The sequence below is a fragment of the Ancylobacter sp. TS-1 genome (assembly GCF_009223885.1).
Taxonomy (GTDB): domain Bacteria; phylum Pseudomonadota; class Alphaproteobacteria; order Rhizobiales; family Xanthobacteraceae; genus Ancylobacter.
Window position 1 is genome coordinate 1,296,496 of sequence record NZ_CP045144.1, and the last position, 15,834, is coordinate 1,312,329.

Sequence of the window (15,834 nt, forward strand, 5' to 3'; positions counted from 1 at the left end):
TCCGCCCAAGGGCGACCGCCTTCCGTTGTTTTGCCTAGGCCATCATCGGCTTACCCAACCGTCAAGCCTCTCTTTCGACGGAAACGCTTACCTCGCAACGCACAAGAGCCGCGCCGGTTCGACGCTACCGCATGTCTACCGCGTGCGCGGCGCAGCGGGACCCTAGGAAGCCGCGCCGCGACGTTCCATATTCGGGGCATGATTCAGGAGCCGCCTCCCCTCGTCGTCGAAATCGCCTGGCAGGATCCCTGGCAGGCGGCGCGCCGGCTCGCGCGGCGCGAGGGCGCGCCGGTGGCGGGCCTGACCTTCCTCGACAGCGCAATGCGCCATCCTCTCCTCGGGCGCTGGTCCTATGTCATGGCCGAGCCCTTCGGCCGCTTCCGGGTCGAGGCCGGCGTGGCGCGCTGGAACGGCGAGCGCGAGAGCGCGCCGCCGCTGGCGGCGCTGCGCGCCCGGCTGGCGGCCTATGCGCAGCCCCGGCTGCCGGGCGGGGCCGGCTTTCAGGCGGGAGCCGCCGGCTATTTCGCCTATGAGGCCGGCCGCCTGTTCGACCGCTTCCCCGCCCCGCAGCCGGAGTCCGGCCAAGGGCCGGAGAGCGAGGGCCCCGAGATCGATCTGGGCTTCTACGATCTGGTCGTCGCCTTCGACGTGGTGGCCGAGCGCGCCTTCCTCGTCTCCACCGGCTGGCCGGAAGCCGATCCCGCCCGCCGGGCGCGGCGGGCGCAGGAGCGTCTGGCCGACGCCACCGCCCGCCTCGCCACGCCTGAGGCCGCCCCCGGCGCGCCGGTGGTGGCGGGGGACTGGCATTCGAACTTCGACGCCGCAGGCTACAAGGCCGCCGTGGCGCGGGTGATCGACTACATCCGCGCCGGCGACATCTTCCAGGCCAACTTCACCCAGCGCTTCGAGGCCGAACTGGGTGAGGTCGACCCGCTCGCCCTCTACGAGCAGCTTCGCCGCGCCAACCCGGCGACCTTCGCCGCGCTGATCGTCAACGAGGACCGCATCATCGCCTCCTCCTCGCCCGAACGATTCGTGAAGATCGCCGGCCGCGAGGTGGAGACCCGCCCGATCAAGGGCACAGTGCCGCGCTCGGTGGAGCCGACGCTCGACGCCTTTCGCGGCCGCGAGCTGACGGCGAGCGAGAAGGACCGCGCCGAGAACGTGATGATCGTCGACCTGCTGCGCAACGATCTCTCGCGCGTGTGCCGGCCGGGCACGGTGAAGGTGCCGCGCCTGTGCGGGCTGGAGACCTACGCCAATGTGCATCACCTCGTCTCGGTGGTGACGGGCGAACTGGCGCAGGGCCGCGACGGGCTGGACCTGATCGCCGCCTCCTTCCCCGGCGGCTCGATCACCGGGGCACCGAAGATCCGCGCCATGGAGATCATCCGCGAGCTGGAAGGCCGGGCGCGCGGGGTCTATTGCGGCTCCATCGGCTATATCGGCTTCGACGGCACCATCGACCTCAACATCGCCATCCGCACGGTGACGGTGGAGCACGGCGCAGCGAGCTTCGGTGTCGGTGGCGGCATCACCACCCTGTCCGATCCGGCCGCCGAGCACGCCGAGAGCCTGACCAAGGCCGAGCGCCTGTTCCGCGCCTTCACGCCGGAGGCGCCGGCATGATCCTGCTGATCGACAATTACGACAGCTTCGTCTTCAACGTGGCGCGCTACCTCGCCGAACTCGGCGAGGAGGTCGAGGTCGAGCGCAACGACGCGCTCGACCTCGCCGCCATCGAAAGGCTGGCACCGGAGGCGCTGGTGATCTCGCCCGGCCCCTGCTCGCCGAACGAGGCGGGCGTCTCGCTCGAGGCGGTGCGCGCCCTCTCCGGCCGGCTGCCCATCCTCGGCATCTGCCTCGGCCACCAGTGCATCGGGCAGGCCTTCGGCGGGCGCGTGGTGCGGGCGAAGGAGCCGATGCACGGGCGCGCCTCGCAGGTGCGCCATGAGGGGCGCAACGTGTTCGCCGGCCTGCCCTCGCCCTTTCCCGCCGGGCGCTACCATTCGCTGGCGGTCGAGCTGGACGCGGCGGCGCCGCTCGTCGCCACCGCCTGGAGCGAGGATGGCGAGATCATGGGCCTCGCCCATCGCGCGCACCCGACCTACGGCGTGCAGTTCCACCCGGAATCGGTGCTGACGGAGCACGGCTACGACATTCTCGCCAACTTCCTCAAGCTGGCGCGGGAATTCCGCCGGCCCGGCCTGCTGCTGCCTCACCCCGGCGGGGAGAGGGCTGGGGTGAGGGGGGTCGCGCTCTCCGATCCGGTCGGCGATCGCCCCTCACCCGGCCCTGTGGGCCGACCTCTACCCCTGGGGGAGAGGTAGATGGTGGCAACCGTCTCCATCGAGGATCGCGGCTTCACGCTCGGCGACGGCGTGTTCGACACCGCGCTGGCCCTTAACGGCACCGTCTTCGCCCGCGCGCGCCATCTCGACCGGCTGATGGCGGCGGGCGAGGCCATCGGTATCGCGGCGGAGCGCGCGCGCATCGAGAAGGCCATCGACGCCGCACTCAAGCCGGCGCCGACCATCCTGCGCACCACGCTGACGCGCGGGAGCGCCGCGCGCGGCCTGTGGCCGACCAGCACCGGCACGCCGACCGTGGTGGTGACGACGACGCCGTGGAGCCCGGCCCTGCTCGGCCAGCCGGCCCGGCTCGTCACCGCGAGCGGGCGGCGCAACGAATTCTCGCCTACCGCCAATCTGAAGACGCTCGGCTATCTCGACCATATCCTCGCCGCCCGCGAGGCCGCGAGCGCCGGGGTCGACGACGCGCTGATCCTCAACACGCAGGGCCGCGTCGCCTGCACCACCATCGCCAATCTCTTCGTGCTGATCGCCGGCCGGCTGATCACGCCTTCGCTCGGCGAGGGCTGCCTGCCCGGCATCATGCGGGCCCTGGTGATCGAGGCCGCTCCCGCGCTAGGCCTCGCGGTGGAGGAGCGCCCGCTGTCGCCCGCCGCGCTGATCGGCGCTGATGCGGTGTTCCTGACCAATTCGGTGCGCTTCATCCGGCCGGTGCGCTCGGTCAACGGCGCCCTGCTCGCCCGCGACGGCGCGGTCGACGCGCTGATGGAGGCTCTCGCCGCCCAGGTCGCGCGCGAATGCGGCGTGCCGCTGGCGCCGACATAGAAACGGCGCGGAGGGTGAACCCCGCGCCGCCTGTCCTTCAGTCCGTCCGCGCTGATCCTGCCCGCCTCACTCGGCGGCGGGCTGCGCCTGCGCGTTCAAACTGCCACGCTTGGTCGCCAGCTTGTTGAGGGCGATAATGTAGGCCTGCGCCGAGGCGACCAGCGTGTCGGGGTCGGAACCGCGCCCGGTCACGGCCTTGTCGCCATCCTCCAGCCGCACCGACACTTCGGCCTGCGCGTCCGTGCCCTCGGTGACGGCATGCACCTGATAGAGCGCCAGCTTGGCAGAATGCGGCATGATCGCCTGAATGCAGTTGAAGGTCGCGTCCACCGGGCCGTTACCGGCCGATTCCTCGGTGATGACGACGCCGTCGACCTCCATCTTCATGGTGGCGCGCTGCGGGCCGTGGGTGCCGGCGATCACCGTCAGCGACACCAGCTTTACGCGGTCATGGGCAGCCGCGATCTCGTGATCGACCAGCGCCTCGATGTCCTCGTCATAGACCACCTTCTTGCGGTCGGCGAGTTCCTTGAAGCGGCTGAACGCATCGTTCAGCGCGTTCTCGCCCAGCTCGTAGCCCAGCGCCTTCAGCTTGTCGCGGAAGGCGGCGCGGCCGGAATGCTTGCCCATCACCAGCGAGGTCTTGGACACGCCGACGCTGTCGGGGGTCATGATCTCGTAGGTGGTGTTGTTCTTGAGCATGCCGTCCTGATGGATGCCGCTCTCATGGGCGAAGGCGTTCCGGCCGACGATGGCCTTGTTGTACTGCACCGGGAAGGACGTCACCGCCGAGACCAGCTTGGAGGCGCGGGTCAGCATGGTCGCCTCGATGCCGGTGGCGAAGGGCAGCACGTCGCCGCGCGTCCTGATCGCCATCACCACCTCTTCCAGCGCCGCATTGCCCGCGCGCTCGCCGAGGCCGTTGACGGTGCATTCGATCTGCCGCGCGCCGCCGGCCAGAGCGGCCAGCGAATTGGCGACGGCGAGGCCCAGATCGTCATGGCAATGGGCGGAGAAGACGATCTTGTCGCCGTTCGGCACCCGCTCCATGAGGTAGGCGCGCACCTGCCGGAACATCGCCTCATATTCGCCGGGCGTGGCGTAGCCGACCGTGTCGGGCAGGTTGATGGTGGTGGCGCCGGCCTTCACCGCCGTCTCCACGCAGCGCTGGAGATAGTCGATCGGCGTGCGGGTGGCGTCCATCGCCGACCATTCGATATCGTCGATCAGGTTGCGCGCCTGCGTCACCGTGGCGGTGATGATGTCGATCACCTGATCCTGCGACTTGCGCATCTGGTGCTCGAGATGGATCGGCGAGGTCGACACGAAAGTGTGGATGCGCGGGCGGCGCGCGCCCTTTACCGCCTCGCCGGCGCGGGCGATGTCGGCGGGAATGGCGCGGGCGAGGCCGGCGACCACCGCGTTCTTCGTGCGGCGGGCAATCTCGGCGACGCTCTCGAAATCGCCATTGGAGGCGATGGGGAAGCCCGCCTCGATGACGTCGACGCCCATGGTGTCGAGCAGGTCGGCGACTTCCAGCTTTTCTTCCAGCGTCATGGAGGCGCCGGGGCACTGCTCGCCGTCGCGCAGGGTGGTGTCGAATATGACGACGCGGTCGTGATCGATGGACATGAAAGGCTTCCTTCTCGGCGTCCTGCGGCCGGGAGCCCAAGGCTTCATCCGGCGCGAATGGTCTGGTCGGCGGAGTGTGAGGCGTCGTCCCCTGAGCGCCCAGGCATGATGCCCGGCCGGCCCTCAGGGGCGGCTAAGAAGAAGGAGGCCGGACGCGAGCAGAACCTTCCCCGGAAACCGCAGGGCGGTCGGGGTCGCGGCAAAGCGGCGGGCGGACGACATCGTCACGGCGGCTCTCGCGAGGTTGCTCTCTCCGGCGCTGTTTACCCGACTGCGGGTCGGTCGGCAAGGGCGGGGGAAAATCGTCCTCCCGGACGGCCAGAGGCCGATCCGGGATCGTCGGCAGGAGGCGCGGGACGCGATCCCGGCTCTCGCTCTGCTCGGCCGGGATGACCAATGCCTGCCGCGCCCCCCTCAGTGCCCGCCTCCCCCGCCGGCGCCGCGCGCGGGGCGGCTCATCAGCGGCGAGGCGACCAGCAGCAGGGCGAACAGCACGGTGAGCACCAGGAAGACGTCGGAGAAGGCCATCACCTCCGCCTGAATGCGCACCTGCCCCGCCAGCCGCTTCAGCGCCGCCGCCTCGGCGTCGGAACCCAGCGCGCCGAGCGCGTGCGTCATCGAATCGAGGCGCTCCACGGCGGCGGCGCTGGCCCACTGGACGTTCTCGTGCAGGCGTGCCAGATGCAGGTCCCAACGGTCATTGAGAACGGTGTTGATCAGCGCCAGGCCGACCGCGCCGCCGAGATTGCGCATCAGGTTGAACAGGCCGGAGGCGTTCTTGAGCTGGGCCAGGGGCAGCGTGCCGAGCGACACGTTGTTGATCGGGATCATCGCCATCATGATGCCGACGCCGCGCAGGATCTGCGGGATCAGCAGTTCCCAGAAGTCCCAGTCCTTGGTGATCCCCGTGACCTGCCAGGTGCCGATCGCGAAGGCGCCGAAGCCGAAGGCGATCATCGCGCGCGGATCGACCTTGCCCATCAGCCGCCCGGCGATGGGCGCGCACAGGAACATGGCGAGGCCGGAGACGAACATCGTCTCGCCGATCATCAGCGCGGAGTAGCCGCGCACCCGCGCCAGATAGAGCGGGTAGAGATAGGTCAGCCCGTAAAGGCCGATGCCGACCACGAAGGAGAAGGCCGAGCCGACCGCGAAATTCCGGTTGGCGAAGGCGCGCAGGTCCACCACCGGCTCGCGCGCCATGAAAACGCGGGCGAAGAAGGCGACCGCCGAGAACACGCCGACGAGGGCGAAAACGAAGATCGCCCGATCCTCGAACCAGTCATTGGTCGGCCCCTCCTCCAGCACGAATTCGAGGCTGCCGAGGAAGCCCGCCATGAAGAGGAGGCCCCACCAGTCGAAGCGGTCGAGCAGTGCGAGGTCGGGCTCGTCGAAATCCACCAGCGTGACCGTGGTGACGACCACGAAGATGCCGGGGATGATGTTGACCAGAAACAGCCAGTGCCAGGAGAACAGGTCGGTGAGATAGCCGCCAATGGTCGGGCCGATGGTCGGCGCCAGCGTCGCCACCAGCCCGATCAGCGGCGCGACGACGCCCTGCTTCTCGCGCGGAAACACCGAATAGGCTGCCGCGAACACGGTCGGGATCATGCCGCCGCCGAGGAAGCCCTGCAGCGCGCGGTAGACGATCATCTCGTTGATCGAGGTCGCCGTCGCGCACATGAAGCTCATGAAGGTGAAGCCGACCGCCGAGGCGGCGAACAGCCAGCGCGTCGACAGCGCCCGCGACAGGAAGCCCGAAAGCGGGATCATCACCACCTCGGCGATGAGGTAGCTGGTCTGCACCCACGAGATTTCATCCGAGGAGGCGGCGAGGCCCGCCTGTATCTCGGCGAGCGAGGCGGAGACGATCTGGATGTCCAGGATCGCCATGAACATGCCGAACACCATGCACAGGAAGGCGAACATGCGCCGCCCCTCGGAGGAGGCCGCGCGCGGTGCCGCTGCCGGTGCCGTTCCTGCGGTGATGTCGGACATGGTGGCGCCCCCGCCTATTCGGCGCTGCGGGTGTCGACGGTGGCGACCACCGACATTCCCGGGCGCAGCTCGGCCTTGGCGCGGGCGGCCTCGTCGAGTTCGATCCGCACCGGCACACGCTGGACGATCTTGGTGAAGTTGCCGGTGGCGTTCTCCGGCGGCAGCAGGCTGAACACCGAGCCCGAGGCCGGCGCCACGCTCACCACGCGCCCGTGGAAATCCTCGTCGGGATAGGCGTCGACCTCGATGTCGACCTTCTGGCCGCTGTGCAGCCGGCCGAGCTGGGTTTCCTTGAAATTGGCGTCGACATAGACCTGCGAGATCGGCACCAGAGCGGCGAGCCGGGTTCCGGCCTGAACCAGCTGGCCGACCTGCACCGCGCGGTTGCCGACGATGCCGTCGAACGGCGCCTTCACCACGGTGAAGTCGAGGTCGCGCTGCGCCTGATCGCGGGCGGTGCGGTACTCGTCGAGCACCCGCATCGCCTCGGTGCGCTGGGCATCGAGCACGGCGACATTGGCCTGCGCGGAGACCAGCGAGGCGCGGGCGGCGTCGACGGAGGCCTGCGCCTTGTCGCGGTCGGCGCGGGCATTGTCGAGCGTGGCGCGGCTGGAATATTGCGACTTCACCAGTTCGGACTGGCGGTCGAATTCGAGCTGGGTGCGGTTCAGTTCGGCCTGGTCGGCCACAAGCTGCGCCCGCGCCTGATCGATGCCGGCGCGTGCCGCCTCCATCTGCTGGCCGAAGCGGTCGATGGCCGCCTGCTGGGTGGCGATCTTGCCCTCGGCCGCCTGCAGCGCCAGCCGGTAGTCGCCGTCGTCGATGCGGGCGATGACGTCCCCTGCCCTGACGGGCTGGTTGGTGTCGACCTCCATAGCGACGATATGGCCCGCGACCTTGGCGGCGAGGACCGAGGTATCGGCGCCGACATAGGCGTCGTCCGTCGAGACCAGGAAGCGGCCGGTGCGCCACCAGTCGAGGCCGTAATAGCCGCTCCCCGTCAGAACCAGCGCCAGCACCGCGCCGATGACCGCCTTGCGGCGCGAACGCGGCGGGCGGGCGGGCTGATCCGCAGCGGCCGGCGGGGCGTCCGCCACCGGCGCCGGGACATTCGGCCGGCGCGAGGTGAGCGGCACCGGATCGCTGCCGCGCGGCCGCTCCGCCCGGGCCGCGTCCGCCATCTCGATGTCCGCGACCTTGACGTCCGCGATCTTGATATCCGCCTTGGCCATGCCGCCCTCCGCTCTCGCAACTAAACCGTTCAGTTCAATTCTCGCTTTACATATCAAACTAAACAGTTTAGTCAACTGCTTTGACAAGGATGGCCGGATCGCCCTATCAGGGGTGCCGGGAGGCAGGAATGAGCACCATCGACACGGAGACCGTCGCGCCGCGCGCCGACGTCGAATCCGCCAAGCGCCGCGACATCATCGATGGCGCCCGCCGCGTCTTCTTCGACAAGGGATTCGACGGCGCCAGCATGGACGAGGTGGCCCGCGCCGCCAGCGTCTCCAAGGCGACGATCTATGTCTACTTCGCCAGCAAGGAAGAGCTGTTCGAGGCGCTGGTGCAGAACGACCGCGCCCGCTCGGCCGAGCACCTGTTCGAGGTCGACCCGTCGATCGACGACGTGGCCACGCTGCTGCGGCGCATCGGCGTCTCCTTCATGACCATGATGGTGCAGCCCGACCACATCAGGCTGATCCGCATGGTCATCGCAGTGGCGGAGAAATTCCCGCGTGTCGGCCGCACCTTCTTCGACGCCGGCCCCTGCCATGGCGGACAGCGCCTCGCCGGGCTGCTGCGCCGGCAGGCCGATCTCGGCCGCCTCGACATCGACGACGATCTGGAGGCGGCGTTCCTGTTCCTCAACATGTGCCAGAGCAACGCCGTGAAGGGCCTGCTGTTCGGCGTCGGCGAGCAGCCGACGCTTGCGCAGATCGAGGCGCATGTCGAGCGCGCGGTGCGCGTGTTCCTCGCCGCCTACGGCACCGACCGTTGACCGTCATCCCGGCTCTCGGCCGGGATGAAGAGGTTATCGCCTTGCCAGCGCGCGCTCTTCGTCGACGATGAAGTCGCGGATGACCGGCACGTCGTCGCGCTCGTTGGAGAGCAGGAGCTGGTAGACCATGTTCGAGCCGTGCAGGAAGCCGAGCTCGACCGCGACAAGATAGAACTCCCACATGCGGGCGAAGCGCTCGCCCATCATCTCCACCACCTCGGCGCGCCTAGCCTCGAAGTTCACCCGCCAGTGGCGGATGGTCCAGTAATAGTGCAGGCGCAGGATCTCGCAGTCGCCGGTCCACAGCCCCACGCGCTCCAGCGAGGTGAACACCTCCGACATCGCCGGCACATAGCCGCCGGGGAAGATGTATTTGCGGATGAACGGCGCCGTCGAGCCGGGCGGCGACATGCGGCCGATGGCGTGGATCATGGCGAAGCCGCCGGGCGCCAGCAGGCGTTTGATGGTGCCGAAATACTCGTCGAAATGATTGACGCCGACATGCTCCATCATGCCGACGGAAACGACGCGGTCGTAAGTGCCGGTCAGCTCGCGATAGTCGCGCTCGAAGAAGGTGATGCGGTCGGCCACGCCCGCCGCCTCGGCGCGCTTGCGCGATTCGGCGAGCTGCTCGGTGGCGACGTTGATGGCGGTGACGTGCACGCCGAGCTGGGCGAGATAGATGGCGAGCGCGCCCCAGCCCGAGCCGATCTCGGCCACCCGCATGCCGGGCTCCAGCTTCAGCTTGGCCGCGATGTGGCGCAGCTTGGCCTCCTGCGCCTCTTCCAGCGAGGCGTCGGGGGTGGGGAAATAGGCACAGGAATAGATCATCCGGCTGTCGAGCCAGAGCCGGTAGAATTCCGGGGGATGGTCGTAATGGCTCTGGGCGTTCTTGGCCGAGCGGCCGAGCGGGTTGGACTGGTGCCAGCGCTTCAGCGCCCGCCAGCTGCGCCGCAGCGCCTGCTGCACCGGGTGCGAGGCGAGGCCGCGCCGGTTGATCGAGAACAGGTAGAGGAAGTCGTAGACGGTCGAGCCGTCCTCGAAGGTGAGCCGGCCATCCATATAGGCCTCGGCCGCCACCAGCTCGGGATTGAAGAACAGCTCGCGGTCGAGCTTGTCGTCGTGCAGCCGCATGACGACGCTCGGCCCGCCCTCGCCACTGCCGAAATAGACGCGCTGCCCGCCCGGCTCGATGACGACGAGCTGCCCCTTGTGCACGAAACGCTTCAGCAGATGGGGAAGAAACCGCATGGAACGCTCCGCACGCCCGACAAGATTAGCCTGCCGGCATCGGGCACAGGGCGGGCGGTCGTGTCAAGGATCGAGCCCGCCGGCGGTTGACGGTGCCCCTACCCCGCGCCCTCGCGCAATGCGGGCAGCGTCTGCTGGCTGTCCGCGCGCAGCAGCTTCTTGACCTGAGGGCTCGCCACGATGGCGCCGCGGTCGAAGAAGGCCTCGTGGTTCTTCTCGATGTCTTCCAGCACGTAGCGGTAATTGACCATCAGCCCGTAGGCCTGGCTCATGCCGCGCGGCGAGAGGTCGCCGAAGGCATTGATACGCTCCAGCCGGGCGCCGTTGCCGAGATGGAAGCGCGCCACCGGGTCGATCGGCTTGCCCTTGGCCGTGCGGGCGACCAGGAAATAATGCGCCGCGAGAGCCTCGACGACCGGGCGCGCCGCCGCGCGCGCGGCCTCGTCCGGCACGCCGGCGGCGAGCGGCGCCAGCGCCGCGCGGTCCTCGGCGGTGACGACGAGCGAGGTCTCGCCGGCGATCTCGGCGTCGAGCCAGCCCCGGAAGCCCGGCACCGGCGAGAGCGTCACGAAGTGGCGCAGCGCCGGGAACTCGCGGGAGATTTCCTCCACCACCTGCTTGATGAGGAAATTGCCGAAGGTGACGCCGCCCAGCCCCCTCTGGCAGTTCGAGATCGAATAAAAGACAGCGGTGCGCGCCGCCTGCGGGTCGAGCGGGGTGCGTCGGGCGTCGAGGATCGGGGCGATGGCGTCAGGCGCCTCGCGGGTCAGCGCCACCTCCACGAAGATCAGCGGCTCGTCGACCAGCGCGGGATGAAAGAAGGCGTAGCAGCGCCGGTCCGGCGAATCGACGCGTGCGCGCAGGTCGTTCCAGTCCCGGATCTCGTGCACCGCCTCGTAGCGGATGATCTTCTCCAGGACATTGGCGGGCGTCGACCAGTCGATCCGGCGGAGCACGAGAAATCCTCGGTTGAACCAGGAGGCGAAGAGGTGGGTAAAGTCGCGGTCGACCTCGGCAAGATCGGGGCGGCGCGGCAGGGATTCGAGAAGATCGGCGCGCATGGCGACAAGCTGGGCGGTCGCGCCCGGCGCGAGGTTGAGCCGGCGGATCAGTTGCTGGCGGCGCGGCTCGCTGGCCGCGTGCAGTTCGGCGACCGAGCGCCCGCCCGGCGCGGCCAAATGGGCGGCGACGGCCTTGTCCAGCCGCGCCGCGTCCGGGCCGAAGGTGAGCATCAGGGTTTCGAAGAAGGCGATGCGCTCGCCGGTCTTCAGCCCGCGATAGGCGATGAGGATCTCGCGCGCCAGCGCGACGCCGGACGCTTCCCCCTGCCCCGTCAGCAGCCGCTCGCACAGTTCCGCCACGCCGGCCGCGCGCACGGCGCCGGCCGGCCGGCGCTCGCGGCCGAGATCGAGCAGAGAGCGGCCGCGCTCGGCGATGGAGCCGAGCAGATCGCCGAAGAAGCTGGTTCCGCCGTCCATGGTCGCCCTCGCCGGTGGCCCGAGCCGGGCCGCGCGAAGCAGGTCGCGCGGCCCGATGAGACCCCCGTGAGGCGACGGACGCAAGACGGACCTTAGTCCCCCGCCCGCCGGGGCGATCAAGCGCCGGTGATGAAGTCGAACAGCAGCTTCATGTTGAGTGCGATGATCAGCGCCGCCGCCAGCGAGGCCAGCACGATCTGCCAGCGCGGGGCCACCAGCGCACCCATCTTGTGCCGGTCGGCGGTGAACATGATCAGCGGCACGATGGCGAAGGGCAGCTGAAGGCTGAGGATCACCTGGCTGAGGATGAGCAGCGCGCCCGCACCGCTCTCGCCATAGGCGATGGTGACCGAGGCCGCCGGCACAATGGCGATGGTGCGGGTGATCAGCCGGCGCAGCCACGGCGCCAGCCGGATGTTGAGGAAGCCCTCCATCACCGCCTGCCCGGCGATGGTCGCGGTCACGGTCGAGCTGAGCCCGCAGCACAGCAGGGCGACGGCGAAGAGCGTGGGCGCGATGGAACTGCCGAGCAGCGGGTTGAGCAGCTCGTGCGCCTTGCCGAGATCGGCGATCTCGCCGGTGCCGCCGGCATGGAAGGTGGAGGCGGCGAGGATGAGGATCGAGGCATTGATGGTCAGCGCGAACATCAGCGCCAGCGTCGAATCCCAGGTGGCGAGGCGGATCGCGTCGCGCTTGCCGTCCAGCGTGTCGTCGTGGCGGCGGGTCTGCACGATGGCGGAGTGAAGGTAGAGATTGTGCGGCATCACCGTCGCGCCGAGGATGCCGAGCGCGAGATAGAGCATGTCCGGATTGGTCACGATCTCCGTCGTCGGCGCGAAGCCCCGGATCACGTCGCCCCAGTTCGGATCGGCCAGCGCGATCTGGATGCCGAAGCAGGTCGCGATGACGAACAGCAGCGCGACGATGAGCGCCTCGACGAAGCGGAAGCCGAGATTCTGCAGCCACAGGATCAGGAACACATCGAGCGCGGTGATGACCACGCCGAGTTCAAGCGGAATGCCGAACAGCAGGTTCAGGCCGATGGCGGTGCCGATCACCTCGGCGAGGTCGGTGGCGCAGATCGCCGCTTCGGCGAGGATCCACAGCACGAAGCCGACCGGGCGCGGGAAGGCGTCGCGGCAGGCTTGCGCCAGATCGCGCCCCGAGGCGATGCCGAGCCGCGAGCACAGCGCCTGCAGAAGAATGGCGATCATGTTGGAGAGCAGAGCGACGACCAGCAGGCTGTAGCCGAAGCGCGAGCCGCCGGCGAGCGAGGTCGCCCAGTTGCCCGGGTCCATATAGCCGGTGGCGACGAGATAGCCCGGGCCGAGGAAGGCGGCGAAACGCCAGAAGCCGGACTTCTTCGGCACCGCGATGGTGCCATGCACCTCGGAGAGCGCGGGATCGCCGCGCTCGCGCCGCCAGCCAAAACCACCGCCCGTGCCGCCCGCCTGAAGTTTGTCCAGCATCGCCTAAAACCGCTATTGCGAATGAATTGCATTAAAGATGACGCAGCGCACCGAAATGTCAATGCAGTTGCGAACGAATTGCAACTGGCCGGACACATTTTCGCGTGCGACGCGGCAAAGCCTTGTGCGAAGCCGATTTCCGCGCAGATTGGCCGGATGGCCCGTGCCGCCCGCCTCGCCCTCCTCGGCTTCCTCCTGCTGTTCGCAATGCCGCTCGGCGCGCATGCGCTCGTGCAGTGGCATGGCACCGACTGGACGCGGAGCTGGAGCACGGCGGACTGGTCGAGCACCGGCACCCTGCCCGCCGCGAAGGAACACCCCGAGGCGATGGTGCGCGTCTACGCCGCCCGGGTCGGGCGCTGGCGCGGCATCTTCGCGGTGCATAGCTGGATCGTGTTCAAGGAAGACGGCGCCCGCGCCTATGAGCGCTACGACAAGGTCGGCTGGGGCCGCCCGATCCGCCACAATGGCTACGCGCCGGACGGGCGCTGGTACGGCAACGACCCAGACATCGTGTTCGAGGCCAGCGGACCGGATGCCGAGGCGCTGATCCCGAAGCTGCGCGCCGCCATCGAGTCCTATCCCTATGACGGCGCCGGGGACTACCATGTCTGGCCCGGGCCCAACTCGAACAGCTTCACCGCCTATGTGCTGTCGCAGGTGCCCGAGATGGGGATCGCGCTGCCGCCGACCGCCATCGGCAAGGATTTTCCGGTCGAGGGCGGCTGGTTCGGCCTCGCCCCCTCCCGCACCGGGCTGCGCGTCACGCTCGACGGCTATGCGGGGCTGACGCTGGCCTGGGTCGAGGGCGTCGAGATCAACATACTCGGCGCCGTCGCCGGGCTGGACATCCGCCGGCCGGGCATCAAGCTGCCGGGGTTCGGACGCATCGGCATCTGAGTCCGTACGGATACCGGCCGTTCATCTCGCTGCGCGATGCTCGGCCACTGGTTTTTTGGGGGATTGGCGATGATCGAAGGTTGTCTTTTGCGCCTGCGGGCGGGCGGCGTGATCGCCGCGCTTCTCGCGGGGCTCGCCGTGGCTCCGGCCCATGCCGCGCCGTGCGGCAACGACGCGTCCGGCTTCGGCGCCTGGCTGCCCGCCTTCAAGCGCGAGGCGGCGGCGCAGGGCATCGCGCCGGGCACGTTGCGCGTGCTGGACGGTGTGACCTACGACACGCAGGTGATCCGCCTCGACCGCAACCAGAAGCATTTCAAGCAGAGCTTCGAGCAGTTCGCCGCCAACCGCATCAGCGCCGGGCGCATCGCCACCGGCAAGCAGAAGCTCAAGCAATATGCCTCGACACTCCAGCGCATCGAGCAGCGTTTCGGCGTGCCCGGCGAGGTGGTGGTGGCGATCTGGGGGCTGGAGACCGATTACGGCGTCAACCAGGGCAAGATGCCGATCCTGCGCTCGCTCTCCACCCTCGCCTATGACTGCCGGCGCACCGGCTTCTTCACCGCCCAGCTTCTCGATGCGCTGCGCATCTACCAGCGCGGCGACCTCACCCTCGACGAGATGCGCGGCGCATGGGCCGGCGAGATCGGCCAGACCCAGTTCATGGCCTCGTCCTATGTGAAGTTCGCGGTCGATTTCGACGGCAATGGCCGCGCCGACCTCGTGCGCAGCGCGCCCGACGTGCTGGCCTCCACCGCCAACTACCTGCGCGGCTATGGCTGGCGCGCCGGCGCCGGCTGGGGACCGGGCGAGCCGAACTATCAGGCCCTGCTCGGCTGGAACAAGGCCGAGGTCTATGCCCGCACCATCGGCCTGTTCGCCAGCAAGCTGCGCTCGTGAGTCCGGACGGCCGGCGCGCTCCCCTCGCTGACGGACGGCTGAACGGAGGACCGAGATCATGTTGCTCGGACGTCACGCTGTGCCACCGAAGCGCACGCAGCCGGCGCAGAGCGGGCGACCGCGCTTGACGTCATGGTTGTAGCGGTTCTTGACTTCACCTGAACGCGAGGCAAGGCGAACCTCGCCATTGTGGAACGTTGCGTAGGCTCCGCAGGGAGCCGCAGAAAGACTTGGGGGACGACATGAAGGCCTTGGCGATCGCTGGCACGCTGCTTCTTTCTTCCGGCGCCGCCTTCGCGGCGGACATGCCGCCGGCGCCCGCGCCGGTGCTCAAGGCGGCGGCCTACGCGCCCGCCTTCAGCTGGACCGGCCTCTATCTCGGCGGCCAGATCGGCTATGGCTGGGCGGACGCGGAGAGCTCCCTGTCGGTGCCCGGCAATCCCGACTATGCCACCTCATCGGGCAGCCCGAACGGCTTCTTCGGCGGCGGCTTCGTCGGCTACAATTACCAGTTCGCCTCCAATCTGGTCGTCGGCATCGAGGCGGACATCAACGGCGGAAACCTCAGCTCCTCCGATTCCGCCTCCGCCTTCGGCATCGACGTGTGGAATGTCACCGCGACGCACGAGCTTGAGTGGTTCGGCTCGGTGCGCGCGCGCGTCGGCTACGCCTTCGACCGCTTCCTGCCCTTCGTGACCGCCGGCTATGCCTTCGGCTCGACCACGACGACCTATGAGAACAACGATCTGTACGGCGATCGGGTCTCCCCCTCGGAGAACGTGTCGGGCTGGACCATCGGCGGCGGCCTCGAATATGCGGTCACCGACAACATCCTGGCGCGCATCGAGTATCGCTACACCGACTACGGCGACTCGTCCTCCTACCTGCCCTACTACTACTCGCTGACGGTGGACCACGCCTACACCACCAACGACGTGCGCGTCGGCCTCAGCTACAAGTTCTGACGCTTCGGCGCGGGACCCACGGTCCCCGCCCACAGCCGTTGCGCGGATTTTCACATTGCGGGGGGAGGTGGCGGCCGGCAGTTTGCCGACGCCACTTTCCCCCGC

General features: G+C 68.8%; 12 protein-coding genes and 1 pseudogene. 7 read left to right on the top strand and 6 right to left on the bottom strand.

Annotated elements, in window-relative coordinates:
- Window positions 1–198 precede the first annotated feature (198 nt).
- From pabB to GBB76_RS06290, 3 genes and pseudogenes are all read left to right on the top strand, one after another.
- Window positions 199–1,629 (top strand): aminodeoxychorismate synthase component I, encoded by a 1,431-nt coding sequence (gene pabB, locus GBB76_RS06280; protein WP_152302507.1) that lies wholly within the window; start codon window positions 199–201, stop codon window positions 1,627–1,629.
- Window positions 1,626–2,198, top strand: a pseudogene (locus tag GBB76_RS06285) (aminodeoxychorismate/anthranilate synthase component II); the annotation flags it as partial. The gene pabB and the pseudogene GBB76_RS06285, both read left to right, overlap by 4 nt.
- A 132-nt stretch (window positions 2,199–2,330) precedes the next feature.
- The gene (locus GBB76_RS06290; RefSeq protein ID WP_152302509.1) at window positions 2,331–3,137 is read left to right on the top strand and encodes an aminotransferase class IV; all 807 of its coding nucleotides are present in this window, start codon (window positions 2,331–2,333) and stop codon (window positions 3,135–3,137) included.
- A 66-nt stretch (window positions 3,138–3,203) separates the two neighbouring features.
- Here GBB76_RS06290 and GBB76_RS06295 read toward each other — a convergent pair whose 3' ends face one another.
- From GBB76_RS06295 to GBB76_RS06305, 3 genes are all read right to left on the bottom strand, one after another.
- On the bottom strand, window positions 3,204–4,769 hold the full coding sequence (locus GBB76_RS06295; protein ID WP_152302510.1) for a 2-isopropylmalate synthase: 1,566 nt from the start codon (window positions 4,767–4,769) through the stop codon (window positions 3,204–3,206).
- Between the two features lie 414 nt (window positions 4,770–5,183).
- Window positions 5,184–6,767, bottom strand: a complete 1,584-nt coding sequence (locus GBB76_RS06300; protein ID WP_152302511.1) for a DHA2 family efflux MFS transporter permease subunit — start codon at window positions 6,765–6,767, stop codon at window positions 5,184–5,186.
- 14 nt (window positions 6,768–6,781) lie between these two features.
- Window positions 6,782–7,999, bottom strand: coding sequence for an HlyD family secretion protein (locus GBB76_RS06305; protein ID WP_246669056.1), 1,218 nt, complete (start codon window positions 7,997–7,999; stop codon window positions 6,782–6,784).
- A 128-nt stretch (window positions 8,000–8,127) separates the two neighbouring features.
- Between GBB76_RS06305 and GBB76_RS06310 the strand changes: the two genes are divergently transcribed.
- On the top strand, window positions 8,128–8,769 hold the full coding sequence (locus GBB76_RS06310) for a TetR/AcrR family transcriptional regulator (RefSeq protein ID WP_152302512.1): 642 nt from the start codon (window positions 8,128–8,130) through the stop codon (window positions 8,767–8,769).
- Window positions 8,770–8,802: 33 nt separating this feature from the next.
- Here the strand turns inward: GBB76_RS06310 and GBB76_RS06315 are convergent, their stop codons facing one another.
- From GBB76_RS06315 to GBB76_RS06325, 3 genes are all read right to left on the bottom strand, one after another.
- Complete coding sequence (locus GBB76_RS06315; RefSeq protein ID WP_152302513.1) at window positions 8,803–10,020, bottom strand: cyclopropane-fatty-acyl-phospholipid synthase family protein; 1,218 nt, start codon at window positions 10,018–10,020, stop codon at window positions 8,803–8,805.
- Between the two features lie 98 nt (window positions 10,021–10,118).
- On the bottom strand, window positions 10,119–11,498 hold the full coding sequence (locus GBB76_RS06320; RefSeq protein WP_152302514.1) for a malonyl-CoA decarboxylase: 1,380 nt from the start codon (window positions 11,496–11,498) through the stop codon (window positions 10,119–10,121).
- Between the two features lie 116 nt (window positions 11,499–11,614).
- Window positions 11,615–12,967, bottom strand: a complete 1,353-nt coding sequence (locus GBB76_RS06325) for an Nramp family divalent metal transporter (RefSeq protein ID WP_152302515.1) — start codon at window positions 12,965–12,967, stop codon at window positions 11,615–11,617.
- Window positions 12,968–13,123: 156 nt separating this feature from the next.
- On the opposite strand from GBB76_RS06325, the gene GBB76_RS06330 reads away from it, so the two are divergent.
- The 3 genes from GBB76_RS06330 (at window position 13,124) to GBB76_RS06340 (ending at window position 15,729) form a co-directional block, all read left to right on the top strand.
- Entirely contained in the window at window positions 13,124–13,867 is a 744-nt protein-coding gene (locus GBB76_RS06330) for a DUF3750 domain-containing protein (RefSeq protein WP_152302516.1), read from the top strand.
- Between the two features lie 69 nt (window positions 13,868–13,936).
- Window positions 13,937–14,764, top strand: a complete 828-nt coding sequence (locus GBB76_RS06335; RefSeq protein WP_152302517.1) for a lytic transglycosylase domain-containing protein — start codon at window positions 13,937–13,939, stop codon at window positions 14,762–14,764.
- Between the two features lie 242 nt (window positions 14,765–15,006).
- The gene (locus GBB76_RS06340; RefSeq protein ID WP_152302518.1) at window positions 15,007–15,729 is read left to right on the top strand and encodes an outer membrane protein; all 723 of its coding nucleotides are present in this window, start codon (window positions 15,007–15,009) and stop codon (window positions 15,727–15,729) included.
- Window positions 15,730–15,834 lie beyond the last annotated feature (105 nt).